At 68.9% G+C, this 23,601-nt stretch carries 22 protein-coding genes; 11 read left to right on the forward strand and 11 right to left on the reverse strand.

Annotated elements, in window-relative coordinates:
- Window positions 1–11 precede the first annotated feature (11 nt).
- Genes gspE through gspL form a run of 3 tightly spaced genes read right to left on the reverse strand, consistent with a single transcriptional unit; the run spans window position 12 to window position 3,078 of the window.
- On the reverse strand, window positions 12–1,499 hold the full coding sequence (gspE, locus tag E5A74_RS08315) for a type II secretion system ATPase GspE (RefSeq protein ID WP_240699732.1): 1,488 nt from the start codon (window positions 1,497–1,499) through the stop codon (window positions 12–14).
- Entirely contained in the window at window positions 1,496–1,993 is a 498-nt protein-coding gene (gene gspM, locus E5A74_RS08320; RefSeq protein ID WP_135983825.1) for a type II secretion system protein GspM, read from the reverse strand. The genes gspE and gspM overlap by 4 nt, the downstream gene beginning before the upstream one ends.
- Window positions 1,990–3,078, reverse strand: coding sequence for a type II secretion system protein GspL (gspL, locus tag E5A74_RS08325; protein ID WP_135983826.1), 1,089 nt, complete (start codon window positions 3,076–3,078; stop codon window positions 1,990–1,992). Before gspL ends, gspM begins: the two co-directional genes overlap by 4 nt.
- 67 nt (window positions 3,079–3,145) lie before the next feature.
- On the opposite strand from gspL, the gene gspG reads away from it, so the two are divergent.
- From gspG to E5A74_RS08355, 6 genes are all read left to right on the forward strand, one after another.
- On the forward strand, window positions 3,146–3,616 hold the full coding sequence (gspG, locus tag E5A74_RS08330; protein ID WP_240699733.1) for a type II secretion system major pseudopilin GspG: 471 nt from the start codon (window positions 3,146–3,148) through the stop codon (window positions 3,614–3,616).
- Window positions 3,617–3,620: 4 nt separating this feature from the next.
- On the forward strand, window positions 3,621–4,097 hold the full coding sequence (locus E5A74_RS08335) for a prepilin-type N-terminal cleavage/methylation domain-containing protein (RefSeq protein WP_135983828.1): 477 nt from the start codon (window positions 3,621–3,623) through the stop codon (window positions 4,095–4,097).
- A gap of 5 nt (window positions 4,098–4,102) precedes the next feature.
- On the forward strand, window positions 4,103–4,546 hold the full coding sequence (gspI, locus tag E5A74_RS08340) for a type II secretion system minor pseudopilin GspI (RefSeq protein ID WP_135983829.1): 444 nt from the start codon (window positions 4,103–4,105) through the stop codon (window positions 4,544–4,546).
- Window positions 4,546–5,358, forward strand: a complete 813-nt coding sequence (locus E5A74_RS08345) for a type II secretion system protein N (protein WP_135984341.1) — start codon at window positions 4,546–4,548, stop codon at window positions 5,356–5,358. The genes gspI and E5A74_RS08345 overlap by 1 nt, the downstream gene beginning before the upstream one ends.
- Before the next feature lie 10 nt (window positions 5,359–5,368).
- Window positions 5,369–7,450, forward strand: coding sequence for a type II secretion system secretin GspD (gene gspD, locus E5A74_RS08350; RefSeq protein ID WP_240699734.1), 2,082 nt, complete (start codon window positions 5,369–5,371; stop codon window positions 7,448–7,450).
- A 96-nt stretch (window positions 7,451–7,546) separates the two neighbouring features.
- Window positions 7,547–7,882, forward strand: coding sequence for a DUF2185 domain-containing protein (locus E5A74_RS08355; RefSeq protein WP_206365783.1), 336 nt, complete (start codon window positions 7,547–7,549; stop codon window positions 7,880–7,882).
- A gap of 73 nt (window positions 7,883–7,955) precedes the next feature.
- Here the strand turns inward: E5A74_RS08355 and E5A74_RS08360 are convergent, their stop codons facing one another.
- The 3 genes from E5A74_RS08360 to E5A74_RS08370 are packed head-to-tail and all read right to left on the reverse strand — an operon-like array spanning window position 7,956 to window position 9,378.
- Window positions 7,956–8,372 carry a hypothetical protein gene (locus tag E5A74_RS08360; protein WP_135983830.1) on the reverse strand — a complete coding sequence of 139 codons (417 nt, stop codon included), beginning with the start codon at window positions 8,370–8,372 and terminating at the stop codon, window positions 7,956–7,958.
- A complete protein-coding gene (locus tag E5A74_RS08365; protein WP_135983831.1) occupies window positions 8,369–8,827 on the reverse strand; it encodes a hypothetical protein in 459 nt (152 codons plus the stop codon). The genes E5A74_RS08360 and E5A74_RS08365 overlap by 4 nt, the downstream gene beginning before the upstream one ends.
- The gene (locus tag E5A74_RS08370) at window positions 8,824–9,378 is read right to left on the reverse strand and encodes a hypothetical protein (protein WP_135983832.1); all 555 of its coding nucleotides are present in this window, start codon (window positions 9,376–9,378) and stop codon (window positions 8,824–8,826) included. The genes E5A74_RS08365 and E5A74_RS08370 overlap by 4 nt, the downstream gene beginning before the upstream one ends.
- A gap of 164 nt (window positions 9,379–9,542) precedes the next feature.
- Here E5A74_RS08370 and E5A74_RS08375 point away from each other — a divergent pair, with 164 nt between their 5' ends.
- Complete coding sequence (locus tag E5A74_RS08375) at window positions 9,543–12,017, forward strand: PhoX family protein (protein ID WP_135983833.1); 2,475 nt, start codon at window positions 9,543–9,545, stop codon at window positions 12,015–12,017.
- Window positions 12,018–12,079: 62 nt separating this feature from the next.
- Here E5A74_RS08375 and E5A74_RS08380 read toward each other — a convergent pair whose 3' ends face one another.
- The 3 genes from E5A74_RS08380 to E5A74_RS08390 form a co-directional block, all read right to left on the reverse strand.
- Entirely contained in the window at window positions 12,080–12,451 is a 372-nt protein-coding gene (locus tag E5A74_RS08380) for a hypothetical protein (RefSeq protein ID WP_135983834.1), read from the reverse strand.
- 79 nt (window positions 12,452–12,530) lie between these two features.
- Window positions 12,531–13,838 (reverse strand): amidohydrolase family protein, encoded by a 1,308-nt coding sequence (locus E5A74_RS08385; RefSeq protein WP_135984346.1) that lies wholly within the window; start codon window positions 13,836–13,838, stop codon window positions 12,531–12,533.
- Window positions 13,838–15,253: an amidohydrolase gene (locus E5A74_RS08390; RefSeq protein WP_135983835.1), complete on the reverse strand. Its 1,416-nt coding sequence runs from the start codon at window positions 15,251–15,253 to the stop codon at window positions 13,838–13,840. The genes E5A74_RS08385 and E5A74_RS08390 overlap by 1 nt, the downstream gene beginning before the upstream one ends.
- Before the next feature lie 334 nt (window positions 15,254–15,587).
- On the opposite strand from E5A74_RS08390, the gene E5A74_RS08395 reads away from it, so the two are divergent.
- Together E5A74_RS08395 and E5A74_RS08400 are read left to right on the forward strand one after the other, a co-directional pair.
- Complete coding sequence (locus E5A74_RS08395) at window positions 15,588–18,179, forward strand: PAS domain S-box protein (RefSeq protein ID WP_240699735.1); 2,592 nt, start codon at window positions 15,588–15,590, stop codon at window positions 18,177–18,179.
- 1 nt (window position 18,180) lies between these two features.
- The gene (locus E5A74_RS08400) at window positions 18,181–18,795 is read left to right on the forward strand and encodes a response regulator transcription factor (protein WP_135983836.1); all 615 of its coding nucleotides are present in this window, start codon (window positions 18,181–18,183) and stop codon (window positions 18,793–18,795) included.
- A 9-nt stretch (window positions 18,796–18,804) separates the two neighbouring features.
- On the opposite strand, the gene E5A74_RS08405 is transcribed toward E5A74_RS08400, so the two are convergent.
- The gene (locus E5A74_RS08405; RefSeq protein ID WP_166745699.1) at window positions 18,805–20,187 is read right to left on the reverse strand and encodes an alginate export family protein; all 1,383 of its coding nucleotides are present in this window, start codon (window positions 20,185–20,187) and stop codon (window positions 18,805–18,807) included.
- A 268-nt stretch (window positions 20,188–20,455) separates the two neighbouring features.
- Here E5A74_RS08405 and E5A74_RS08410 point away from each other — a divergent pair, with 268 nt between their 5' ends.
- Both E5A74_RS08410 and E5A74_RS08415 read left to right on the forward strand, forming a co-directional pair.
- A complete protein-coding gene (locus E5A74_RS08410; protein ID WP_135983838.1) occupies window positions 20,456–22,327 on the forward strand; it encodes a methyl-accepting chemotaxis protein in 1,872 nt (623 codons plus the stop codon).
- A 119-nt stretch (window positions 22,328–22,446) separates the two neighbouring features.
- The gene (locus tag E5A74_RS08415) at window positions 22,447–23,130 is read left to right on the forward strand and encodes a hypothetical protein (RefSeq protein ID WP_135983839.1); all 684 of its coding nucleotides are present in this window, start codon (window positions 22,447–22,449) and stop codon (window positions 23,128–23,130) included.
- A gap of 75 nt (window positions 23,131–23,205) precedes the next feature.
- Here E5A74_RS08415 and flaF read toward each other — a convergent pair whose 3' ends face one another.
- A complete protein-coding gene (gene flaF / locus E5A74_RS08420; protein ID WP_135983840.1) occupies window positions 23,206–23,565 on the reverse strand; it encodes a flagellar biosynthesis regulator FlaF in 360 nt (119 codons plus the stop codon).
- Window positions 23,566–23,601: the final 36 nt, after the last annotated feature.

Raw genomic sequence — 23,601 nt, forward strand, 5'->3', positions numbered from 1 at the left:
GGGGCCCTCGATCACGCCTCGTCCCTCACCACGCGGGCGACTTCCTCCACGGTCGTCACTCCGCTGCGCACCTTGGCGATGCCATCGTCGAGCAGGCTCGGATTGTCGCGCCGCGCCTGCGCCTCGAGCTCGGCCTCCGAGACCCCGTCATGGATCATCTTCTGCAGCCGATCGTCGACCGCGACGACTTCGTACAGCCCGGCGCGGCCGCGATAGCCTTCGTCATGGCAATCGGCGCAGCCCTCGGCGCGCCACAGCGTCTCGCCCGGCCGGATCGCGCCGGCGAGCAGGATCGCATCGGCCTCGCGCGCGACGTCCTCGCGCCGGCAGCTCGGGCAGAGCTTGCGCACCAGCCGCTGCGCCGCCAGCCCGACCAGCATCGGCGCGAGCAGATAACGCTCGACCCCCATGTCGATCAGCCGGGTCACCGATCCGATCGCGCTGTTGGTGTGCAAGGTCGAGAGCACGAAATGCCCGGTCATCGCCGAGCGCACGGCGACCTGCGCGGTCTCCTGATCGCGAATCTCGCCGACCATGATCACGTCGGGGTCCTGCCGCAGGATCGCGCGAAGCCCGCGCGCAAACGTCATGTCGGTGCGCGGATTGACCTGCGTCTGGCCGATCCCCGGCAGCTCATATTCGATCGGATCCTCGACCGTCATGATGTTGCGCTTGCGGTCGTTGAGACGGCTCAGCGCGGAGTAGAGCGTCGTGGTCTTGCCCGAGCCGGTGGGTCCGGTGACGAGCAGCATGCCGTGCGGCCGCTCGAGCAGCCGGTTGAACACGTCGCGGTCGCGCTGGCTCATCCCGAGCACTTCCATGTCGAGCCGCAGCGAGCCCTTCTCGAGCAGGCGCATCACCACCCGCTCGCCATGCTGGGTCGGGATCGTCGAGACACGCGCATCGACGTCGTGCCCGCCGATGCGCAGTGTCACGCGCCCGTCCTGCGGCACGCGGCGCTCGGCGATGTCGAGCTTGGCCATCACCTTGATGCGGCTGACCAGCAGCGGCGCCAGCGCGCGCGGCGGCTCGATCATGTCGCGCAGCACCCCGTCGACGCGGAAGCGCGCCACGAGCCGCTTCTCCTGCGTCTCGATATGCACGTCCGATGCGCCTTCCTTGACCGCCTCGAGCAGCAGCGCGTTGATCAGCCGGATCACCGGGGCGTCGTCGCGCGTGTCGAGCAGGTCGTCGACAGAGGCGGCGCTGTCGGCGAGCGCGGCGAGATCCATGTCGCCGAGATCGAAGTCCGCCGCCGCGCCGGCGCTGCCGCTGTAGAGCCCGCTCAGCGCCGCATCGAATGCCTCGTCGCTCACCGCGACATAGCTGGCGCCCGGGGCGACGCGCTGCACCTCGAGCAGCGCGTCGAGGCGCACATCGCCGCGATGCAGGCATTCGATGCCCGCCGCGCCGGGACGGAGCAGCACGCCGTTCTTGCGCGCGAAGCTGTACGGCAGCGTCGCGGGCACGTCGTCGACGAGGATCAGCGTCTCGCTCACGCGCCGAAATCCACGCTGGCCGAGACGCGGCCGGGCGTCGGACGCTTCCGGATCCAGACGCGCCGCACGCGCAGGTCGCTCGTCGCGCCCAGATCGGCGAGCCACGCCATCAGCGAATCATAGCTGGCATCGGCCAGCGTGACGCGCGTTCCGCCCGGAATCGCCTCGGGCGCCGCGACGAGCCCGAAGGTGGTGGCCGAGCCGCTCAGTATTTGCGCCGGTGGGCCCTCCCGCCGCGCCGGCTTCGTGCTGGTCAGCGTCCCCGCGGCACGGATCCGCGCGGTGAGCGTCTCATAGGTGCGGATATCGGCGATCGCGTCGGCGCGCGCGGCCTGGAGCGGCTTGACCACGCCATAGACGAGCACCACCAGCCCCAGCAGTCCGCCGAGCACGCCGACGAGCCATTGCTCGCGCTTGCTGAGCCCGCTCCACCAATTGTCGAAGCGAATCAGCGCGGCGTCGAGCGCGGGCAGGCGAGTGATCAGGATTCTCATGCGTTGCTCGCCGTAATGCGGATGCTGCCGTCGGGCGAGCGGGTAACGCTTCCCGGCACCCGCGCCGCGCGCAGCGCCGCCTCGATGCGCCCGACCAGCCCGGGATCGGTGCCGTCCACCTCCATCGTCAGCGCATTGGCCTGATAGTTGATCGCGCGCACGGTGAGCGATCCGGCGAGCGGCCCGAGCGCACCCGATATCCGCGTCAGCAGCGGCAGAAAATTGTCGGGCGGCGTACCGGTCCCGCTCGGCAGCAGATCGGTCACGCTGGCGGCGAGATCGCCGCTCAGATTGGCGCCCGGCGCGGCGATCGCCGCCGCGGCGCGCGCATCGGCCTCGCGGCTGTCGGCGATCCGCCGCAGCATCAGCGTGTCGGCGGCGGCGATCCCGATATGCGCCGCGGCGCCGATCGCGACGATCCAGCCGAGCCTGCGCCAGACATTGGGCAATGCCGCGCGGCGGCGGGCGTAAAGCCCCTGTCGCAAATCGAGCGCGGGCGCGAGCAACCGTTCGGACAGCGCCGCGGGGGCGATCGTCGATCCCCCCGCCGCCATCTCGGTAGGCAGCGGCGCGCCATAGGACCGCACCGCCGGGCTGGTCGCGGCCTGCCACATCGCCTGCAGCATCGCCGGCGGCGCCGCGAATCCGCCGCCCTCGCCGGTGCGGACGATCGCGCGGTCGGTGCCAAGTTCGACCGCCCATTCGCCCTCCGCCGGCCGCGGCAGCGCGAGCGCGTCGGGCACCATCGCGGCATGGCCCAGCCCGGCCATCTCGGCAGTATCGACCCATGCCGCCATCACCTCGTGCCGCACCACGCCGACCAGATAGCGTTTCGGGGCGATCTCGGCGCCCAATGCGAGATGGACGCTCTCGATCGGCTCGGCGATCTGGTCCTCGACCGCGAAGGGCAGCGCCGCGAGCCGCTTCGCGCGATTCGCCAACGGCAGATCGACGATGAGCAGGCGCACCTGTTCGGTCGGCACGAGCACGGTTGCAGGGCCTCCCCGCTCGGCTATGATCAGCCGATCGCCCGCCAGCGTCCAGACACCGGCAGCGGGTGGTCCGTCCGTATCTGGCGCGCCCATGGCGTCGGGAGTGGCTGTCACATTTGCTTCATGGGAAGGACGCATGGGCCCGGGGATGCGCATAGTTTTGAAACAGTTTAGTGACATCGCACCGCTTGCCCGCACAAGCAAGCGCCGTACGGCCCGGCCGGGCGAAGAAGGCTTCACGCTGCTCGAGATGATGATCGTGCTGGTCATCATCGCGGTGATCGCGGGGCTGGTCACCGTCAACGTGATGGGCCGTCCCGACGAAGCGCGGGCGACGACCACCAAATCGAACATCACCAGCATCAACGCCGCGCTGAAGATGTACCGTCTCGACAACGGCAATTATCCCACCAGCGAGCAGGGGCTGAAGGCGCTCGTCGAGAAGCCCACCGCCGCGCCGGTGCCGGGAAGCTGGGCGACGGGCGGCTATCTCTCGGCGCCGGCGCTCGATGCGTGGCAGAAGCCCTATGAATATCAGTCGGACGGGGCGAGCTTCACGATTCGCTCGCTCGGCCGCGACGGCAAGCCGGGTGGCGAAGGCGTCGACGCCGATATCGACGGCAAGGGCTGAACCGATGCGGGGGGTGACACGCGCCGGCATCGATCGCGAGGCGGGGTTCACCCTGCTCGAGATGATGATCGTGCTCGTCGTCATCGCGGTGATGGCCGGCGCGGTGACGCTCGGCATCGGCAGCGTCACGCGTGCGCCGAGCGTCGAGACCGAGGCGCGCCGCCTCGCCACCCGGCTCCAGGCCGCGGCCGACGATGCGATGCTCGGCGATCGCGTGATCGCCTTTACTGCCGAAAAGCACGGCTATGGCTTCGCGACGATCGGGGGAGACGGCAAGCTGATCGCCCGCACCGACGACGCGCTCGGCTTTCACCAGCTCCCCGGCGGCATGGTCGTCACGCTGAGCGTGCGCCCGCCGGTGATCCTCGGCGTCGATGGCTCGGGCCGCCCGATGTCGGCGGTTGTCGAGAGCGGCCGGCAGCGCTGGCTGGTCAGCTATGACGGCCTCACCGCCCGCGCCCTCCCGGCGCCCAAGGTATGATCCGGATGCGTTCCGTGCTCCTGCGAAAGCAGGAGCCCAGAGTCGCGGGCGACCCGCTTGCCGCCCCGGGCTCCTGCTTTCGCAGGAGCGCTGGGGCCGGCGAGCAAGGCTTCTCGCTCATCGAGGCGCTCGTCGCGCTCGCCGTTCTCGCCATCGCCACCGTCGGGCTGATGCGCACGGTCGAATCGCACATCGATTCGACCCGCGGCGTCGAGCGGCGCACCGCGGCGATGTGGGTCGCCGAGAATCGGCTCGCCGAGCTCGAGGCGAAAGCCCCCACCGCCGATGCCGATCAGATCGAGATGCTCGGTGAGCAATGGCGCGTCGCCGTCGCGCGCAGCGGCACCGATGATCCCGAGATCCAGCGCATCCGCATCAAGGTGTTCGCCGCGCGGGAGACCACGCCCCTTGCATCGCTCGACGGCTTCGTCGACGGACGCAGGGGATGATGTCCTCCCTCGCTCTCACGCCGCGCCAGGCGCGCACGGCGCTCGACATCGTCACGGGCCTCGTCGTGCTGTCGGTGGCGATCGCGCTCGCCGGGCTGACCTGGCGGCTCGCCGGCCATGCCGGCACCGGGGCGATCACCGTGCCGTCGGGGCGCAGCGGCCCCGCGGTGGCGCCCGATATCGCGCCCGCGCTCGCGCTCGCGCCGTTCGGCAAATCCGCCGAGAACGCGGCCGGGCAGCCGACCAGCCTCCCGCTCGAACTCAAGGGCGTGATCGCGGCGACTCCGGCCTCGCTCTCGACCGCCTTCATTTCGGTGAGCGGCGCGACCACGGCATCGTTCCATGTCGGTGACGTGGTCAGCGGCGCGACGATCCAGTCGATCCTGCGCGATCGCGTGATCCTCTCGGTCGGCGGGCGCAGCGAGTTCCTCGCCTTCCCCGATCCGACGCTGTCGCCCGAGCAGCGCCAGGCCGCGCAGAATCAGGCGACGCAGGCCGCAGTCACTCCCCAGCCCGGCGTCCCCACGCCCGGGCCCGGCGCCCCGCCGCCGCCCGCCGCGCCGCCCGCGGCCGCCACCGCCGGCCTGCTCCAGCGCTTCGACGCGACTCCGGTCAGCGGCGGCTATCGCATCGGTGACAATGGCCCGCCCGGCATGGTCGCCGGCGACGTCATCCAGTCGGTCAACGGCACCTCGCTCAGCGATTCCGCCGCCGCCAGTGCCGCCTTCGCCTCGGCGCAGGCGAGCGGCACCGCCCAGATCCAGATCCTGCGCGACGGGAAGCGGCTCACGCTAACCGTTCCGCTCCGCTAATGAGAACCCCGTGAACATTCGCTCCACTCTCGCCGCCCTCGCGCTCGCCGGCATCGCGCTCGACAGTATCGCCGTCGCGCAGACCGCCGCCGATCCGCAGGCCCAGCCCGGCGACATCGTGATCAACATGCGCGGAGTCGAGATCGCCGACGTCGCCGATCAGATCTCGCGGATCACCGGACGCACGCTGATCCTCGATCCCGCGGTGAAAGGCATCGTCACCGTCACCTCGGCAACGCCGCTATCGCCTTCGGGAGTCTGGGAATTGTTCCAGTCGGTGCTCCGCGCCAACGGCTTTTCGGCGGTAAGGTCAGGCCGGGCGTGGCGCATCGTCCCCGCCGCCAACGCCGTCCGCGACGGCGGCGTGCCCAATCGGGCCGCGGGCGGGCAGGAGCTGGTGACGCGGATGGTCCGCCTCGCCAACGTCCCCGCTGCCGATGTCGCCCGGGTGGTTCGCCCGCTCGTCGCCACCTTCGGCAGCGTCGAGCCGCTGACCAGCCCCAACGCGATCGTGATCACCGACTATGCCGACAATGTCCGCCGGGTCGAGGCGATCGCCCGCCAGCTAGACGGTGGCGGCGGCGCGACCTTCGCGACGATCACGCTGCGCAACGGCAACGCCGCCGACGTCGCCCAGTCGCTCCAGACCGTGCTCGGCGATCAGCAGGGCGGCACCGGCGCGCGCGTCGCCGCCGATCCGCGCAGCAACACGGTGATCATCCGCGGCACCCCCGCGGCGGTGGCCGAGGCGCGCAAGATCGCCGCCTCGCTCGATCAGCCCGGCGGCGCGACTCCGATCACGCGCATGTTCCGCCTGAACTATGCCGATGCCGAGACCGTGACCGAAGTGCTCCGCGGCGTCCTCGGCCAGGGCGAGAGCGCCGACAACCCGGTCGCGCGCAGCCTGTCGGGATCGAACAGCAACCCGTTCGCGCGCCTCAGCGCGGGATCGCAGAACCTCTCCTCGCTGCCTAACAGCGCCGCCTCCACCAGCGCCGGGCTCGGCAATGCGATGCAGGCCGCGAACGCCGCCGCGGCGGCGAGCCAGTCGCAAGGCCTGCAGAGCCAGCAGAACCAGACCCCGCAGGGCTTCTCGACTCCCGAGCTCACCGTCCAGCCCGCCCCCGAGCTCAACGCGGTGGTGGTGCGCGGCACGCCGACCGCGATCGCCTCGATCGAGCCGCTGATCACCGATCTCGACGTGCGCCGCCCGCAGGTGCTGATCGAGGCGGCGATCGCCGAGATCACCGGCGACGATGCCGAGGCGCTGGGCATCCAGCTCGGCACCAGCGGCGCGGCGCTCCAGCCGCAGGGTGTCGGCACCTCGTTCGATCAGGCGGGCACCTCGCTCGGCACGATCCTCAAGGCGCTCAACGTCCCCGCGGGCGCGCTGATCAGCAACGGGCTGACCGGCAATGTCCGGATCGGCGACGACTTCTCGATCCTCGTCCAGGCGCTCGGCACCTCGACGCGCGCCAATCTGCTCTCGACTCCGCAGATCACCGTGCTCGACAATGTCGCGGGCGAGTTCGTCTCGGGCCAGAACGTGCCCTTCGTCACCGGCTCGGTGCTCACCGATTCGACTTCGGTGAACCCGTATACGACCATCGAGCGCAAGGACGTGGGCATCACCTTGCGCGTGCTGCCGCGGATCAATGCGGGCGACACGATCCGGCTGCAGGTGAACCAGGAGGCCTCGTCGATCGCCGAGGCGCAGACCCAGGCCGCGTCCGACCTCGTCACCAATCGCCGCGCGATCACCACCACCGTCCTCGCCGACAACGGCCAGACGATCGTGCTCGGCGGGCTGATCACCGACGACCGGCAGGACTCACGCCAGCAGGTGCCGATTCTCGGCGACATCCCGATCGTCGGCGAGCTGTTCAAGAGCCGCCGCGAGACGCGCCAGAAGCGCACGCTGTTCATCTTCCTCAAGCCGACGATCCTGCGCGACCCCGCCGATGCGGCCGCCGCGGCCAAGGACAAATACGCGCGGCTGCGCTCGGACGAGCTCGCCAACACCCGCCGCTCGAGCCTGTTGCTCGCCCCGCCCAAGCCGCGGCTGACCGTCGAGATCGACGGGATCTACTAGGGCGCAGGCGCGCCAGGCTGCCGGTCCGCTTCCGCCCCGATTGCGGACATTGAGGCGCCGCCTGTAGGCTGTCGCAAAGAATCCATGGAGGCGAACTTGCTCGCGAAGATATTCAAGTTGAAGCCCGAGCAGATCGCTCCCATCGCACTGGGACGCGGAGGGTGTCTCTCAACCGATCGCATCGTCGTTGAGGGCAAGCGGGTCGGATATATGTATCGCGAGGAACCGCACAACGAACTGGATAGCGGTTGGCGATTTTTCGCCGGTGACGAGGACGCGGGCTATATGTCGAATAGCCAACGGCACGGCGTCTACGACGTAAATACACTCGTGAACTACGATCCCGACATTTTTTCGTTTCTCGATGCAGCCATTGGCAGCCGCTTCGAGCGAACCGGAGAAACATTTCGATTACTCGGTGATGGCGAATAGCGAACGGCAGCTAACCACCCGATCTCCGTCATCCACGCCCCTTCCGGCAAGCGGACATTTGTAAGTTCACAGCCTAGCCCACCGGCAGCGGCACGCGGACGCGCTGCGCGCCGCGGGTGAAATAGGCCGCGTCGATCGCGAGGCTGGCGAGCTGCCAGCCGTCGACGCTCTCGCCGATCTGCAGCGCGCGCGTCGTGCCGTCGGCGGTGCGCACCAGCGCCACCGCATCCTGACCGAGCCGGCCGACGATCCCGATCAGCGCAGGGGCATCGCCCGGCGCCGCCGCATCGGCCTCGGCAGGCTTCGCGAACAAGGGCCGCTCGAACGCTGCGACCAGCGGCGGCGCCTGCCGCGCGACCAGCGGCGTCGGCGCCTTCTCCTCCTGCACCGCAGGCTGCCCGGCTTTCCCCGCGACCAGCAGGAACAGCGGCATCAGCACCGCGAAGCCGCCCGCCAGCCCCACGGCGATCCGGTCGTGCCGCGCGCTCATTGCACCGCCACCGCGTCGCCGGTGAGCCGCACGCCGCCGGCCACGGGCTCGATCCGCCAGCTCCGCAGGCGCATCAGCGGCTGCTCGCGCTCGAACGCGTCGGCGAGCGCCACCACGGCCTTTTCCGCGCCGGAGACGCGTATCCGCAGTGCCGCCAGCCCGTCCGGCGCCTCCGCCGCGCTGGTCTCCTCGACGAGCACGCCGCCGGCCCTGGCGAGCCGCTGGATGCGCGCCATCATCATCGCGCGCGCCGCCGCCGCATCGGGCGCGTCGAGCCGGCTCGCCTTTTCGACGATGGGGATCGCCTGCGCGGGTGCCGTCGCCTCGCGCGCGATCTGCGCCCGCCGTTCGCGCGCGCCGGCGAGATCGCCGAGCGCATCGCCGGTCAAGGGCGCGGTCACGAGCAGCATTACCAGCCCGGCCCCGATCCCCGGCACGAGTGGCGACGGCCTCATCCCGCCTCTCCCTCGAGCAGGACGACCATCTGCCCGTCCGCCTGGCGCTGGCGCGTATCGCGAAGCCGGGCGAAGGCCGGGATGCGGCGCAAAGCCGCGCGGAGCTTGTCGGGATCGGGCGCGGCGATCTCGAGCGTGAGCTGCCCCTGCGCGTCTCTTTCCGCACGGACCAGCGTCGCGTCCGCGGGCAGCGCCTGCGCGAGCGCCTCGATCGTCGCGCCCAGCGTCGCGCGTTGCAGCACCCCGGCCATTTGCGCCCGCGCGTCGCGTGCGGCCTGCGCCGCGGCGATGCGCGGCGCCAGCTCGGTCTCGAGCCGCTCGGCAGCGGCGCGCTCGCGCCCCGCGATCAGCCGCGCCCCGCCGATCGTCAGCAGCGGTCCCGCGGCGATCAGCAGCGCAACCGCAGTCGCGACGCGGTGTCGCGGCCAGCCCGCACCGGCGTCGGCGACATCGCTCGCGACGCGCCGCCGCCGGCCCAGCGCGACAAGGCGCTGCACGAGGCTCGGCTCGGCATCGGCCGGGAGTTCGGGATCGGGTTTGCCGACATGCATCCTGCTCGCCGATTAGCCGCTACCGCCGCGCAGGGCAAAGCGTCACAATCGCGTCCGCAAAGAGTCATCGTCCCGCAACCACCGTTCCATCACACCGTAAAGCCGCCCTTTCAAAGGCAATGTGTGACCGGGTCGCACCGACCCTGGATGCCTGGGGGATTTCCATGACCGACCTGACGCCCACGGCCTTCGGCTATACCGATGGCGATACCGATACCAATCGCACCGACGCCGTCTCGCTCAACGAACTGGCGGACCAGCGTCTCTCGCGCCGCCAGACGCTGCGCGGCGGCTCCGCGATCGTCGCCGCGACGCTCGGCGGCTCGATGCTCGCCGCGTGCGATTCGAGCGCCGGCGTCGCAACCGATCCCGCCCCCACGGTCAACGCCGGCGGCGCCGCGACGACCAATGCCGGGCGCGTGGTCACGCTCAATGGCACCGCCACCGGCGCAACCGCAGTCTCCTGGACCCAGACCGGCGGCCCCGCCGTCACCCTCACCGGCGCCGGCGGCAACACCGCCAGCTTCCTCGCGCCCAGCGTCACCGCCGCGACGGTGCTGACCTTCCAGTTCGCCGCCGCGACCGGCACCTCGACCGCCACCGCTACCACCACAGTCACCGTCAATCCCGCGGCGCTGGGCTTCACCGCGGTCGCCAAGAACAAGCTCGACATCGTCACCGTGCCCGCGGGCTACAAGGTGCAGGTGATCAACCGGACCGGCGATCCGATCGCCGCGGGCGTCGCCGCGTACAAGAATGACGGCACCGACACCAATTTCGCCCAGCGCATCGGCGATCATGGCGACGCGCTCTACTGGTACGGCCTCGCCGCGACCGGCACTGCGCGCGACGAGACCAGTTCGACCCGCGGCCTGCTCGTCCAGAACCACGAGAACATCAACCAGCAATATCTCCACCCGGCCGGCGCGACGAACGTCGGCGGCGTCCGGCCCGAAGCCGAGGCGCTCAAGGAGATCGAGAATCACGGCGTCAGCGTCACCGAAGCCGTCGAGGACGCCAACCGCGCGTGGAGCGTGGTGCAGAATTCCAGCCTCAACCGCCGCATCACCCCGAACACGCCGACCACCTTCAGCGGCCCGGCGCGCGGTTCGGATCTGCTCAAGACTCCCTTCTCGACCGCCGGCACCGACGGCCGCGGCACGATCAACAACTGCGCCAACGGCACCACGCCGTGGGGCAGCGCGCTGACCTGCGAAGAGAATTGGGCGGGCTATTTCCGCCGCAGCGGCGACAATGCCGAACGCACCGCCAAGGAAGTCACCGCGCTCGGCCGCTATGGCGTGACCAGCGGCACCGGCAATTTCGGCTGGTCGACCGTCACTCCGGCAACCGGCACCAACACCACCTTCCGTCGCTGGGACGCACGCGCCACCGCCGGCGGCAGCGCGACCACCGATTGGCGCAACGAGCCCAACCAGTTCGGCTGGATCGTCGAGATCGATCCCTATGCGCCGACCTCGACTCCGAAGAAGCGTACCGCGCTCGGCCGCCTCGGTCATGAGGGCTGCTGGCCGGGCGCGTTCGTCGTCGGCAAGAAGCCGGCCTGGTACATGGGCGACGATTCGCGCCGCGAGTATCTCTACAAGTTCGTCTCGGCGACGGCGTGGGCGGCAGCCGATGCGACCGCGACCAACCGCCTCGCGACCGGCGACAAATATCTCGACACCGGCACGCTCTATGTCGCGAAGTTCAACGCCGACGGCACCGGCAGCTGGCTGCCGCTGGTATTCGGCCAGAACGGCATCACCAGCACCGCGGCGCCCTATCCCTTCACCGATCAGGCCGATGTGCTGGTCAATGCCCGCCTCGCCGCCGACGTGGTCGGCGCCACGCCGATGGATCGCCCCGAATGGACCGCGGTCAATCCGGTGACCGGCGAGGTCTACCTCACCCTCACCAACAACAACGCTGCCGGCCGCCCGCTGAACGGCACCGACGCCGCCAATCCGCGCCATTACAACGATCCGTTCGGCGCGGCGCAGACCGCCTCGTTCGGCAATCCGAACGGCCACATCATCCGCCTGAAGGAGACCGGCAACAGCACCGAGGCGCTGACCTTCAACTGGGACATCTATCTGTTCGGCGCGGGCGCGGATCTCGATGCGGCCAACATCAACGTCTCCGGCCTGACCGCCGATCAGGACTTTTCGAGCCCTGACGGCCTCTATTTCAGCCGCGCGACCAATGCCGCCGGCCAGGTCAAGCCGCTGCTGTGGATCGAGACCGACGACGGCGCCTATACCGACGTCACCAACTGCATGCTGCTCGCCGCCCAGCCCGGCACCGTCGGCGACGGCGGCGCGCGGACGATCACCAACGCCGGCACCGGCGGCGCCACCGCCACCCAGGCCACGCGCGTCGGCGCGGCGCCGACCGCGGCGACGCTCAAGCGCTTCCTCGTCGGCCCAGTCGAGTGCGAGATCACCGGCATCGACACCACGCCGGACGGCCGCACGGTCTTCGTCGGCATCCAGCATCCCGGCGAAGGCGGCACCCCCGCCGCGCCGACCAGCCACTGGCCCGACAGCCAGACCGTTGCGACGCCCGGCGCCACCGTGCGCCCGCGCTCGGCGGTGGTGGTGATCACCAAGGATGATGGCGGCGTCGTCGGCCTCTAGAAGCGCCGGCTTACCCTTCGGCCCGACTGGGGAGGCGCCGCGAGGCGCCTCCCCTTTTCTTTTCAGCGGTCGGTGCGCGTGACGATGTTGGCGGTGCCGTCGGGGGTGATGCTGATCATGTGCATGTTGTGATCCGAGCAGCTGGCGCGCCACATCGGCTTGCCGTCCTGATCGGGCATCCGCTCGGACCCGGTCACCGCCTGGCAGTCGATCCCGGCATCGAGCAATGCGCGGATGAAGACCACGTTGCGCTGACGATCGTTCATCGCGAGCACCGCCGCCAGCGCGTTGTCGCCCGCCGCCGCGTTGCCGAGCGCGTTCGCTTCCGCATTGGCGGCGTCGGCTGCGGTCGCCTCGTTGGCGCCGCGGCCGGCTTCGCCGCAGCCGGCGAGCGCCAGCGCCGCGAGCGCCGGCAGGACAATGCGCATCCTCATCTGCGTCTCTCCCGTTCGTGGCCGCACCCTGCGGCGATACCGCAATGCTGCATCCCCGATGCGGGTTCCGCAACCGGGATCAGTGCTGATAGGCCTTGGGCAACGGCCCTTCCTTAGGGTCCCAATAGCGCTCGCGCAGCCGGGTCTGGCGGCTGGTCATCGGCTGCTCGACGCCGTCGATGAACACGGTCACCGCCGAAGTGCCGATCTCGAGCGGATCGCCGTCCCAGATGACCACGTCGCCGCGCCGCCCCGGTTTGAGCGAGCCATATTCGTCACCCAGCCCGAGCGCCTCGGCCGGGCGCGCGGTGATCGTCGCGAAGGCCTCGCCCCATTCGAGCCCGGCGGCACCGGGCACGCGGCGCAGCGCCACCAGATTGCCGGCGAACTGCTTCTCCCAGCGCGCCTGCCGCGCCTCGTCCTGGTTGATCGTGCCGATCCCGACGAGCACGCCCGCGGCCTTCATCCGCCCGATGTTCGACTGCGTCGCCGCGAGCTGCTCGAAGCTCTCGGGCAGATCGGCCAGCGCCGATGCGATCACCGGCACGCCCGCCGCGGCGATCTCGCGGGCCACCGTCCAGCCCTCGGTGGCGCCGACCAGCACGATCCGCAGCCCCGGCACCTCGCGCTTGAGCCCGAGCACGGTCTGGATGTCCGACGCCCGCTCGACATGGACGAGCAGCGGCATCCGCCCCTGCACCACCGGCACCAACGCCTCGGCGTCGGCGCGGGTGAGCAGCGCGTCCTTGCCGCGATCGGCGAAGCTCGCCGGGCTGCGGATATAGTCGCGCACTTCGAACAGCGCGTTCTTGAGCATCGCATAGGCGGCGGCACGGCTGCCGCCCGCCGCGCGGGCGCCCGCTTCGCCATATTCCATGAACTGGAAGGCGCGCGGCCTCGCGACCGCGCCGGTATCGGCGCCGAGGTCGATCACCGCGCCCTGCCCGGCGAAGAGCGAGCCCTTGCTGTTGTCCGGAGCGACCACCGCGCGCGTGACTCCCTCGAGCCGGTTGATCGCGAGCGGGCTGCTCCGCGGATTGACCGCGGGCGTGACGTCGAGCGCGGCGTTGAACGGCGAGCTTCCCGCCGAGGTGTCGTTGGTCCCTTCGACCGCGTCGACCTCGACGATCCCCATTCGGGTGAACCCCGCGAAGATGCCCGGGGTGACCCAGCGTCCACCGGCATCGACGACGCGCGCGCCCGCCGGTGCGGCGACGCCGGCACCCGCGGCGACCACGCGGCCGTCGCGGATCACGACGGTGCCGCCTTCGACCGGTCCGGCGCCGTCGCCGATCACCACTTTGGCGTTGGTGATCGCCACGGTCTGCGCCGCGGCGGGGACGGCAAGTGCGAGCGTCGCGCTCGCGGCAAGAAGCAGCGTCCTGATCACTTCACGTCCCCCTCGCCCGGCTGGCCCAGCTCGAAGTCCGATACCGGCCTGAGCTTCGGATTGTTCGCATCGTAGAGCAGCGCGCCGTCGACCCACACCATTTGCGGGCGGGTGTAGACGCTGAATGGATTGCCGTTCCACAGCACGACATCGGCCATCTTGCCCGGCTTGAGGCTGCCGGTCTTGTCGGCGATGCCCAGCGCCCGCGCCGGATTGATCGCGAGCCAGCGCCACGCCTGCGCCTCGGAGATGTCAAAGCCCGCCTTGATGCCCGAAGCGCGCGCCTTGGCGACTTCCTGGTTCAGGCGCTGGATGCCGTTCTGGTCGTCCGAATGGATCATCGCGCACGCGCCTTCCTTCTCGAGGATGGCGAGGTTCTCGTTGACCGCGTCATAGGCTTCCATCTTGAAGCCGTACCAATCGGCCCAGACCGCGGCGCAGACATTGTTGGCCTTGAGCAGGTCGGCGATCTTGTACGCCTCGACGGCGTGATGGAACGCGGTCACGTGATAACCGAACTCCTTGGCCATATCCATCACCACGGCCATCTCGTCGGCGCGATAGCAATGGTTCTGGACGAGGATCTCGCCCTCGAGCACGCCGCGCAGCGTGTCCATCGCAAGGTCGCGCGTGGGCGGCTCGCCGCCCTTGTCCTCATATTTGTCCCACCGGCGCTTATATTCGACTGCCTTGGCCCAGGTCGCGCGGTCGACTGCGATATTGCCCATCCGGGTCGAGGGCATGCGGCCCTTGGCGCCATAGACGCGCTTGGGGTTCTCGCCGCATGCCATTTTGAGCCCATAGGGCGCGCCGGGGAATTTCATCCCCTGCATCGTGCGGGCATAGACGTTCTTCACCGTCACCGAGCGGCCGCCCATCAGATTGGCCGAGCCGGGCAGGATCTGCAGCGTCGTCACCCCGCCATTGGTGAGCGCACGCGAGAAGCCGGGATCCTGCGGCCAGACGCTGTGCTCGGCCCAGACCTCGGCAGTGACCGGTCCGGTCATCTCGTTGCCGTCGGACAGCGCCTCGACGCCGGGCGAAGGATAGTCGCCGAGATGGCTATGGATATCGATGACCCCCGGCGTGACGTATTTGCCCTGCCCGTCGATCACCGTCGCGCCGCCAGCGTCGAGATTCTGCCCGATCGCGACGATCTTGCCGTCGCGGAACAGCACCGAGCCCTTGTCGATCCGCCCGCCCTCGCCATCGAAGATGGTCACGTTGGTGAGCAGCGTCGGCGTGCCCGGATAGGCGCGATAGGTCGACGGGAACGGGTCGTGCGCATAGCCCTTGCCCCTGCCCGGCGCCGCGCTGGCGGGCTCGGAGGAACTGCTCTGCGCCCTGCCGGCACTCTCTGTGCACCCAGCCAGCGCGATCACGGCGCCGAGGATCAAGACCGGTCGAAACAAGCGCGACTCCTTCCCTGTTCGTTGCGCTCGCGGCGCGAAAGCCTTGATCGTGGCAAACGGAAAATTTAGCAAGCGGCCGCTTGGTATTTGAAATACCATGGAAAAATTCTAAGGAAACGATACTGGCCCACTGTGGATGTTCGGAGCTTTCCACAAAGATTTGATCGGTGTTAAGGCAGGTCTGCTTCGCTTAACCCTGTACAGGGGCAGGTATTTGCGAGTGAGTGAAAGTTCAGGCGCGCTCGCTGGGCGGCAGCCGCCGTCGGCGAAGAGCATCGCAACAGTGCTGGCCGCGCTGGCGGGATTGTGCAGCCTCCTCGCTTTTTCGGGGTGGGTGCTCGACGTGCCTGCGCTGCGCGGGTTCGGCCTCGACGATTTGCCGATCTGGCCGATCACCGCGATCGGCTATGTCTGCCTCGCGCTCGGCTTTCTCGCCTCGATCGCGAATCGTGACATCGCCGCGTCGCTGCTCTGGCTCGTGCCGCTGTTCGTCGCGATTTCGGCGCTCTACCAGACGGTGACCGGCCACGATCTCGGCATCGACCGCATTCTTTTCGCGGATCTCCTCTCCACCCAGCAAGGGCCGCACCCGGGCAGGCCGGGCGCCATTTCGAGCACCGCTTTCCTTCTGCTCACCTTCGCCGGCTATGGCGCCGGGGTGCGCAAATGGCTCTCGGGCGGCGCGGGCAGCCTGATCGCCACGATCACGCTGGCGCTGGTCGGCGCGGCCGCGATCCTCATCCTTCTGTCGGGCACCGGCCGCGCCTCGACGCGGACCTTCTCGGTCTCGATCCCCGCCGCGATATCGACGCTGCTGCTCGCCGGCGCCTTCCTCATGCTCTACAGCAAACTGCTCTGGGTCCGCCTGTTGACCGGCCCCAGCGGCGAATGGCGGATCATCCGCGTGCTCCTGCCCGCGGCGCTGATCCTGCCGATCCTGCCCTCGGTCCTCGAGCAGATCATCGTCGCGAATGCGTTGCTGCCGCCTCTCCAGACCGAAGCGCTGGTCACGTTGCTCAACATCCTGATCGTCGCGCTGATCGCGTGGTGGGCGGTCGTCCGCGTCGCGCGCGGCCAGGCCGAGATGACCGAGCTCAGCGAGGCGCTCGACCAGACCACGCTCGTCGTCACCACCACAGATGGCGAGATCACCCATTGGTCGCGCGGCTGCGAGCAGCTTTACGGCTGGAGCGTCGACGAGGCGGTCGGGCGGAACAAATATGCGCTGCTCCGCGCCCGCTGCCCGATCGACGATTCGGCCAACGGCGTCCGGTTCGAGGATGGCCGCGAGCTGATCGAGATCTGCCGCGACGGCCGCGAGATCTCGGTGCTCGAGCAGAGCCGCACGGTCGAGAGCCTCGGCCGCGCGCCGAGCGTCCTGCACAATGTCACCGACATCACCCAGCGCGTCGCGGCGATCGAGGCGCTGAAGGTGAGCGAGGAACGGCTCGCGCTGGCGACCTCGGCGCACGAGCTCGGCATCTTCGAATGGGACGTGCCGAGCGGCACCCTCGAATGGTCTCCCGGCACCGAGCAGCGCCTCGGCGTCCGCCCCGGCTCGCTCTCCGATTTCGACGGCTGGCGCGATCAGGTCGAGCCCGAGGACGTCCAGCGCGTGCTCGACACGATCGCCCGAACGGTGCGCGATCGTGCCGACAAGTTCAGCTATCGCTATCGCTTCCGCCAGTCGCAAGGCGGGGTGCGCACGGTCGAAGGCTCGGCGCGCGCTTTCTATGACGGCGAAGGCAATTTGCTGCGCACCGTCGGCGTGATCCTCGACGTCACCGAGCGCGAGGAGCGCGAGGCGGCGCTGCGCCGGCGCGAGGCGCAGCTCCGCTCGGTGCTCGAGACCGTGCCCGACGCCATGGTGGTGATCGATCAGCACAGCACGATCCTGCAGTTCAGCGCGGCCGCGGAGGCCTTGTGGGGCTATCGCGCCGCCGACGTGCTCGGCCGCCCGGCGACGATGCTCGTCCCCGCGGACCGGCGCGCGCTGCATTTGTCGACGCTCGATCACTTCCTCAAGACCGGACGCGGTCTCGTCGGCGAGGTCATCACCGGGACCGCCGAAGCGGCCGATGGTCGCCGTTTTCCGATCGAGGTGCGCACCGGCGCCGCCCGCAGCGATGGCCAGGTGCTGCTGACGATCTTCGTCCGCAATCTTTCCGAGCAGCTCGCCACCGAGGAGCGGCTGAGCGAGCTCAGCGCGGAGATCGCGCACGTCTCGCGCCAGAGCGCGATGAGCGAGCTCGCTGCCGATCTCGCGCACGAGCTCAACCAGCCGCTGAGCGCCACCTCCAACTTCCTCGCCGCCGCGCGCATGCTGATCGAGAAGGGAGAGGGCACCGAGCGCATCGTCGAACTGCTGCGGATGGGCTCCGAACAAACCCAGCGCGCCGGCGAAATCATCCGCCGCATGCGAGCATTCATGGCACGCGGCGAAGTCGAGATGCGTACCGAGTCAGTAGACCAGACGATCCGGGACGCTGCGGAACTTATCCTCGTCGGCACGGGGCAGTTCCACATTCGGGTGAGCTACGAGCTCGATCCCGAAGCGCCCTATATGTTTGCCGATCGCATACAGGTTCAGCAAGTTTTGGTTAATCTTCTTCGAAACTCGATGGAGGCTTTGCGAACGTCCGGCCGGCAGGATCGCCACATCACCATTTCCTCACACAAATTGAGCGATCAGATGATCGAAATTGTCGTGAGCGACTCTGGACCCGGAATTCCTCCCCATGTGTTGGAGCAACTATTCTCGCGCTTCACCACGACGAAAGGTAACGGAGGCGGAATGGGTATTGGACTTTCGATCAGCAAGCGTATCATCGAAGCGCATGGTGGGACGTTGAGCGCGGAAAACCGGCCCGAGGGAGGAGCAAGCTTCCGCTTCACCCTGCCCGCCATAGAGGAGGGTGCAGAATAGAATGAGCAGAACAATCTATATCGTGGATGACGACGATGCTGTCCGCGCGTCGCTCCACAGCCTGCTGTCGATACGCCAAGATCTGATCGTCCGCGGTTTCCGGTCGGGCGATGCCTTCCTCCAGGACGTCAGCGAACTCGATCCAGGTGTGCTGCTGCTCGACGTCCATATGCCCGGGGCCACCGGCCTCGACGTTCTGCAGGCGCTCGACGGCGGCAGCCGCTTCGTCCCCATCGTGCTCACCGGGCAGGGCAATGTCGGGCTCGCGGTGCAGGCGATGAAGGCCGGCGCGCTCGATTTCATCGAGAAGCCCTACGAGGCCGAAACGCTGCTCCAGCTGATCGACAATGCCTTTGCCCGGCTCGAGGAGGATAACGAGGCCGCCAGCCGGATCGAGGCCGCCGAGGCGAAGATCGCCAAGCTGTCGCCGCGCGAGACCGATGTGCTCAAGGGCCTGATCGAGGGCCGCTCGAACAAGATCATCGCTTATGAACTCGACATCAGTCCGCGCACGGTAGAGATCTACCGCGCCAATCTGATGGAAAAGCTCGAGGTGCGCAGCCTGTCGGAAGCCCTGCGCATCGCCTTCGCGGCAGGGCTCTTCCCCAAGAACTGAGCCGCCGGTTCAGAAGCTGGCGGCGAGGTCCACATAGCCATAATGCGTGTCGCCGGTGGCGGGCGCATTCGGAGCGGTTTCGAGGAAACGCCCCTTGGCGAGCCACGCGCCGCCGACCTCGAGCCGCAGCCGCTCGGGCACCAGCCAGCGGCGCGCCCGCGCCTCGAACTGGGTGCCGGCATGGCGGCCCGACGCGCCGTTGCGATCGCGCACGCTGGTCGAAGCGAAGCTGTCGGTCGCCTGGGCGAGCCACAGGCCGCGCACCGCCGCCATCAGATCGAGCCGCTTCGAAGGCTTGGCCTCGAGCCGCACGCCGGGCGAGATCAGGTTCGAGCGCCCGACCGGTCCATAAAGGCCGTTCGGGCCGAAATCGGCGCGGCGCGCGCCGAACAGCGAATCGAACCGGCCATAGCTGCCGGCATCGCGGCCGTCGCCCGAGCCATAGTCGAACATCGCCGAGACACGCGGCGTCCAGCCCCTGGGCGCGGTCCAGCCGGCCTCGACATGGGTGAAGCCGGCGCGAACGTCGAGATCGCGCACGTCGCTCGCCGCGGTCGTGGCGCGCGCCGTCCCCCATTGCCAGGCGCCCTCGCCCTCGAAATCGAACGCGCCCTTGGCCGGCGCACGGCGCAGGCGCAGGCCCGCGGTGACGAGATGGCGGTTGCGCGTCAGGCGGGTCGTCCGGTCGTCCTCGGCAAGGCGATAGCCATAGGCTTCGGCGCTGATGTTGCCGAACGCCTTGGCCGCCATCGCGCTCGCGCCGAAGAAGGTCAAATTGCCGCCGGCGCGATCGAGCTGGATCTTGTTGTCCTCGATATCGGCGACGGTATCGGGCAGCGTCGAGAAGGGCTTCGACCAGAACGCCACGACCCGGTCCTTGCCCTTGCTGCGCCAGTCGATCATCCCGCCGAGATAGGACTGGACGGTGTTGGGAAAGTCGGTGCGGCTGACGAGGCGGCTCGATCCGATGTCGAGCGCGAAGCGGCCGCCGGTGACGGTCGCGGTAGCACCCTTGGCGAAGGCGTCCGACGCGCGATACGCGACATAGGCCTGCACCGGCTCGAGCGCATTGACTTCGCTGGTGCGCACCGAGGAGCCGGCGCGCTGGCCATAGCCGCGCGCGTCGACGATCTCGCCGCCGACCGCGATCGGTCCGAGCTCGGCCTTGGCGGCAACAGTGGTGCGGAACGAGACGAAGGCGTCGTCGGCGGGCACGCCGGGGCGGAACTGGCCGTCGATCACTTCGCCCCGGGCGCGCGTGGTGGCGTCGATGCTGAACACGACGCCCTTGTCGTCCTTCCCGCTGGACTGCGCATGGGCGGGCAGCGCCGCTGTCGCGCACAGGCCGATGAGCGCACCGCGCAGGGCGGGCGAGGGGAAGGTCGAAATCACGGCATGCTCCGGGAAAAGAAGGAACTGATCCCTCTTTATAGGCGCGCGCCGCGCCCTTCGTCGCAAAGCCGCAATCAAGCAGCAACAAATCCGCCCGCGACGGGCCAAAACCGGGGCATCGCTCAGGACAAGCGCCTCGCGCATAAGGAAAAATCCCTAGCCACACAGTCGCGCCACAACGAACGGCGCAGCGTCGCCGCGTCTATAAGATACGGGAATCCAGATCGCGGCGGCGAAGGCTGCTGCGCGTCCTACAGAAAGGCTTTCCATGGCGGACCTCCTCGCCCGCATCAAAATTCCCGTGAAGATCCTCGGGCTGCTGCTCATGCTCGGCCTGATCACGCTCAGCATCGCCTTTTACGGCGCGCGCGCGCTCGTCGGCGCGGACTCGGCCTATGAGCAGCTGGTCGACCATCAGCTGCCGGGCACCACCAAGCTCGCCCGCGTCAACCGCTTCGGCACCCAGATGCTGTACGCGAGCTATCGCGTGATGGCCTATCCGGGCGGCTCGGCGGCGGGTCGCGCCTCGGCCGAGCTCGAAGCCACCTCCTATGCCAATGTCGGCAAGACGCTCGACGAGATCAAGGAGATGAACCCGGACATGGCCGCCGAGGTCGAAGCCTATCGCGGCAAGTTCGACGAGATCCACAAGGGCGCCCAGCAGGCGATCGCCTATGGCTCGCGCGACCAGAACGAAGAAGCGCGCCAGGTCCTTGCCGAACTCGACACCAGGCTCGACGCGCTCGCAGAGCAGCTGACCAAGGCCAATAACGAGGACGTGGCGAACGCGCAGAACACCTCGAACGCGCTCACCGACGCTGCGCACGCCACCTCGACCACGATGCTGATCATCAGCGCGATCGCAATCGCGATCGCGATCGGCATCGGCTTGCTCGTCTCGCGGCTCGGCATCACCACGCCGATCGCCGATCTGCAGGCACGGATGAAGACCCTCGCCGAGGGCAACAATGCCGCCGAGGTTCCCGGCACCGATCGCGGCGACGAGATCGGCGCGATGGCCAAGGCCGTCCTCGTCTTCCGCGAAGCCGCGGTCGAGAAGGAAAAGGCCGATGCGGCGAAGAAGATCGCCGATGCCGAGCAGCAGCGCGTCGTCCAGACGCTCGAGGCCAATCTCGACAAGCTCGCCCATGGCGATCTGACCAGCGAGATCAACGAAGCCTTCTCCCCCGCCTATGAGTCGGTCAAGGTCAACTTCAACGCCGCCGTCGCCGAGCTGCGCAGCCTGATCGGCACGGTGATGGAAAGCGCCGCGACGATCCGCACCGGCTCGGGCGAGATCGCCCAGGCCTCGGAGGACCTCGCGCGCCGCACCGAAGCCAATGCCGCCAGCCTCGAAGAGACTTCGGCGGCGGTCACCCAGATGGACGGCCGCCTCAAGGCGACCGCCCAGGCTGCCGGCCGCACGGTCGAGCGCGCCGACGGTGCGATCGCGACCGTCTCGGGCGGCCGCACCATCGCCGACGAAGCGGTGCAGGCGATGAGCCGCGTCGCCGACGGCGCCAAGGGCATCGACTCGGTCATCGAGGGCCTCGACAAGATCGCCTTCCAGACCCGCGTTCTCGCGATGAATGCCGCGGTCGAGGCCGGTCGCGCCGGTGAAGCCGGCCGTGGCTTCGCGGTCGTCGCCGACCTCGTCTCGGCGCTGGCGATGCGTTCCGAAGAGGAAGCCGCGCGCGCCCGCGACCAGCTGACCGCCACCCAGACCGACATCGTTTCGGCAGTGGAGATGGTCCAGAAGGTCGATACGGCGCTCGCCGACATCTCGGGCGATGTGGGCGAGGTTCATACCCTGCTCGCCCAGATGGCGACCGACAACCATGCCCAGTCGACCGCGATCACCCAGATCAGCGTCGCGATCGGGACGATGGACCAGTCGACCCAGCAGAACGCCGCGATGGTCGAGGAGACCTCGGCCGCCGCGCGCAACCTGACCAGCGAAGTCGCTGCGCTCAGCGAGCAGGCGTCGAAGTTCAACGTCGGCGGCACCCGCGCCGTGCCGATCCGCGCCACGACGCCGGCCAAGCCCGCAGCCAAGGCCTCGGGCGGCTATGTGTCGCCGGTCAAGGCGCTGCCCGTCGCCGCGATGGCGAGCGGCGGGGACGACTGGGCGTCGTTCTAACGACCCTCACCGACCCGAAGGGGCGTCGCGGCCAGTCCGCGGCGCCCTTTTTTCATCTCGCGCTCCGCCGGCCGCGGCCGCGGCTGGCGCCGACGCGCGTGATCGTCTCTACTGGCCGAATGAACGACGCCGGGCTGGCCATGTTTTGGGCATTTTCCCGGTGCGATCTCGCCGGGCCCGAATTCGATCGGTGGTTTTCGAGCCAGCCCGGGCTCGAAGCGCAGCTCGGCGCGGATTTGTATCTCGACCTCCTCTGCGGAAATTACGCGGACCGCGAGGCGCTGTGGCGATTGCGCCGGTCGCTCGACCCGTTGCTGACGCCGCTCCGGCAATGCGAATGCCCGACGCTACGCGACCTCGCCGCAACGCCGATGGGCGGCGATTTTCATTTCGAGAAGATCTTCGAATCCTTCGAGCGCATCGTCGATTTCGGCCCGGAGAAATGGTGGCTCCACCTCTCGCGATGCAGCCGCTGCGCCACCTTCTGGCTGATCGCGCAGGACGAGCGGATCTATGACGAATTCTTTCTCCATCGCATCGACGAGACGGTGGCGAGCGAGGCGCGGGCCGGCAGATGGCCGCGGCGCTTCTTCACCTACGAAGACGTGCTCGCCACCGGCCGGGCGCTGAGCAACCCGCCGCGATTTCTGGATCCGATGGCGGGCAGCCTGCAATGGACGGTGGAGGATCTCCTCGGCGAGCGGCCCGATATCACGGTGGAGGAGATCGCCCATTTGCTCGGGCTGTCGGCAGAACATGCCGCCGCCCTGCTGCGGCGGGTGCGGGCAGCGCGGCTGAAATAACGCCGCCGGGCGCGCAAGGAAAAAGGGCGCCGCGGCCTGGCCGCGACGCCCTTTTTGATTTCCGAAAGAAGCTGCTCAGGCCGCGAGACGCTGGCCGCGCAGTCCTTCCATGATCGTGCGGTTGACCGAGATCAGCTCGCCGATCGACTCGCGCCCGGCGACGACGTCGCTGGTGAAGCGTTCGACCCACAGGCCGAGCGAGATGATCTGCGCGCGCAGTTCGTTGGGCAGGCCGTTGCCGGTCGCGCCGCAATCGGTGGCGAAGGTCGACCACATCTCGCGGTTGCGGTGAAGCGGCGGCATCAGCATCGCCCCCTTCAGGCCGGCGGTTTCGGCATCCATCATCTCGCCGGTAATCTCGCTCATCAGCCGGAATTCGGCGGCGCGCGGCGTTTCCGCCCGGCTCCGGGCGGTCTGGTAGGCAGTGAGAGTCATGCGGGCTCCTTTGCAGACACCTCTATTCTAGGAAGA

The organism is Sphingomonas naasensis (assembly GCF_004792695.1).
Classification (GTDB): domain Bacteria; phylum Pseudomonadota; class Alphaproteobacteria; order Sphingomonadales; family Sphingomonadaceae; genus Sphingomonas; species Sphingomonas naasensis.

Coding starts and splice junctions, on each gene's coding strand:
- E5A74_RS08400 (WP_135983836.1), top strand. CDS start 18,181: ATGAGCAGAACAATCTATATCGTGGATGACGACGATGCTGTCCGCGCG.
- E5A74_RS08365 (WP_135983831.1), bottom strand. CDS start 8,827: ATGAGGCCGTCGCCACTCGTGCCGGGGATCGGGGCCGGGCTGGTAATG.
- E5A74_RS08415 (WP_135983839.1), top strand. CDS start 22,447: ATGAACGACGCCGGGCTGGCCATGTTTTGGGCATTTTCCCGGTGCGAT.
- E5A74_RS08360 (WP_135983830.1), bottom strand. CDS start 8,372: ATGAGCGCGCGGCACGACCGGATCGCCGTGGGGCTGGCGGGCGGCTTC.
- E5A74_RS08380 (WP_135983834.1), bottom strand. CDS start 12,451: ATGAGGATGCGCATTGTCCTGCCGGCGCTCGCGGCGCTGGCGCTCGCC.
- flaF (WP_135983840.1), bottom strand. CDS start 23,565: ATGACTCTCACTGCCTACCAGACCGCCCGGAGCCGGGCGGAAACGCCG.
- E5A74_RS08370 (WP_135983832.1), bottom strand. CDS start 9,378: ATGCATGTCGGCAAACCCGATCCCGAACTCCCGGCCGATGCCGAGCCG.
- gspI (WP_135983829.1), top strand. CDS start 4,103: ATGCGTTCCGTGCTCCTGCGAAAGCAGGAGCCCAGAGTCGCGGGCGAC.
- E5A74_RS08410 (WP_135983838.1), top strand. CDS start 20,456: ATGGCGGACCTCCTCGCCCGCATCAAAATTCCCGTGAAGATCCTCGGG.
- E5A74_RS08375 (WP_135983833.1), top strand. CDS start 9,543: ATGACCGACCTGACGCCCACGGCCTTCGGCTATACCGATGGCGATACC.
- E5A74_RS08335 (WP_135983828.1), top strand. CDS start 3,621: ATGCGGGGGGTGACACGCGCCGGCATCGATCGCGAGGCGGGGTTCACC.
- E5A74_RS08345 (WP_135984341.1), top strand. CDS start 4,546: ATGTCCTCCCTCGCTCTCACGCCGCGCCAGGCGCGCACGGCGCTCGAC.
- gspM (WP_135983825.1), bottom strand. CDS start 1,993: ATGAGAATCCTGATCACTCGCCTGCCCGCGCTCGACGCCGCGCTGATT.
- gspL (WP_135983826.1), bottom strand. CDS start 3,078: ATGGGCGCGCCAGATACGGACGGACCACCCGCTGCCGGTGTCTGGACG.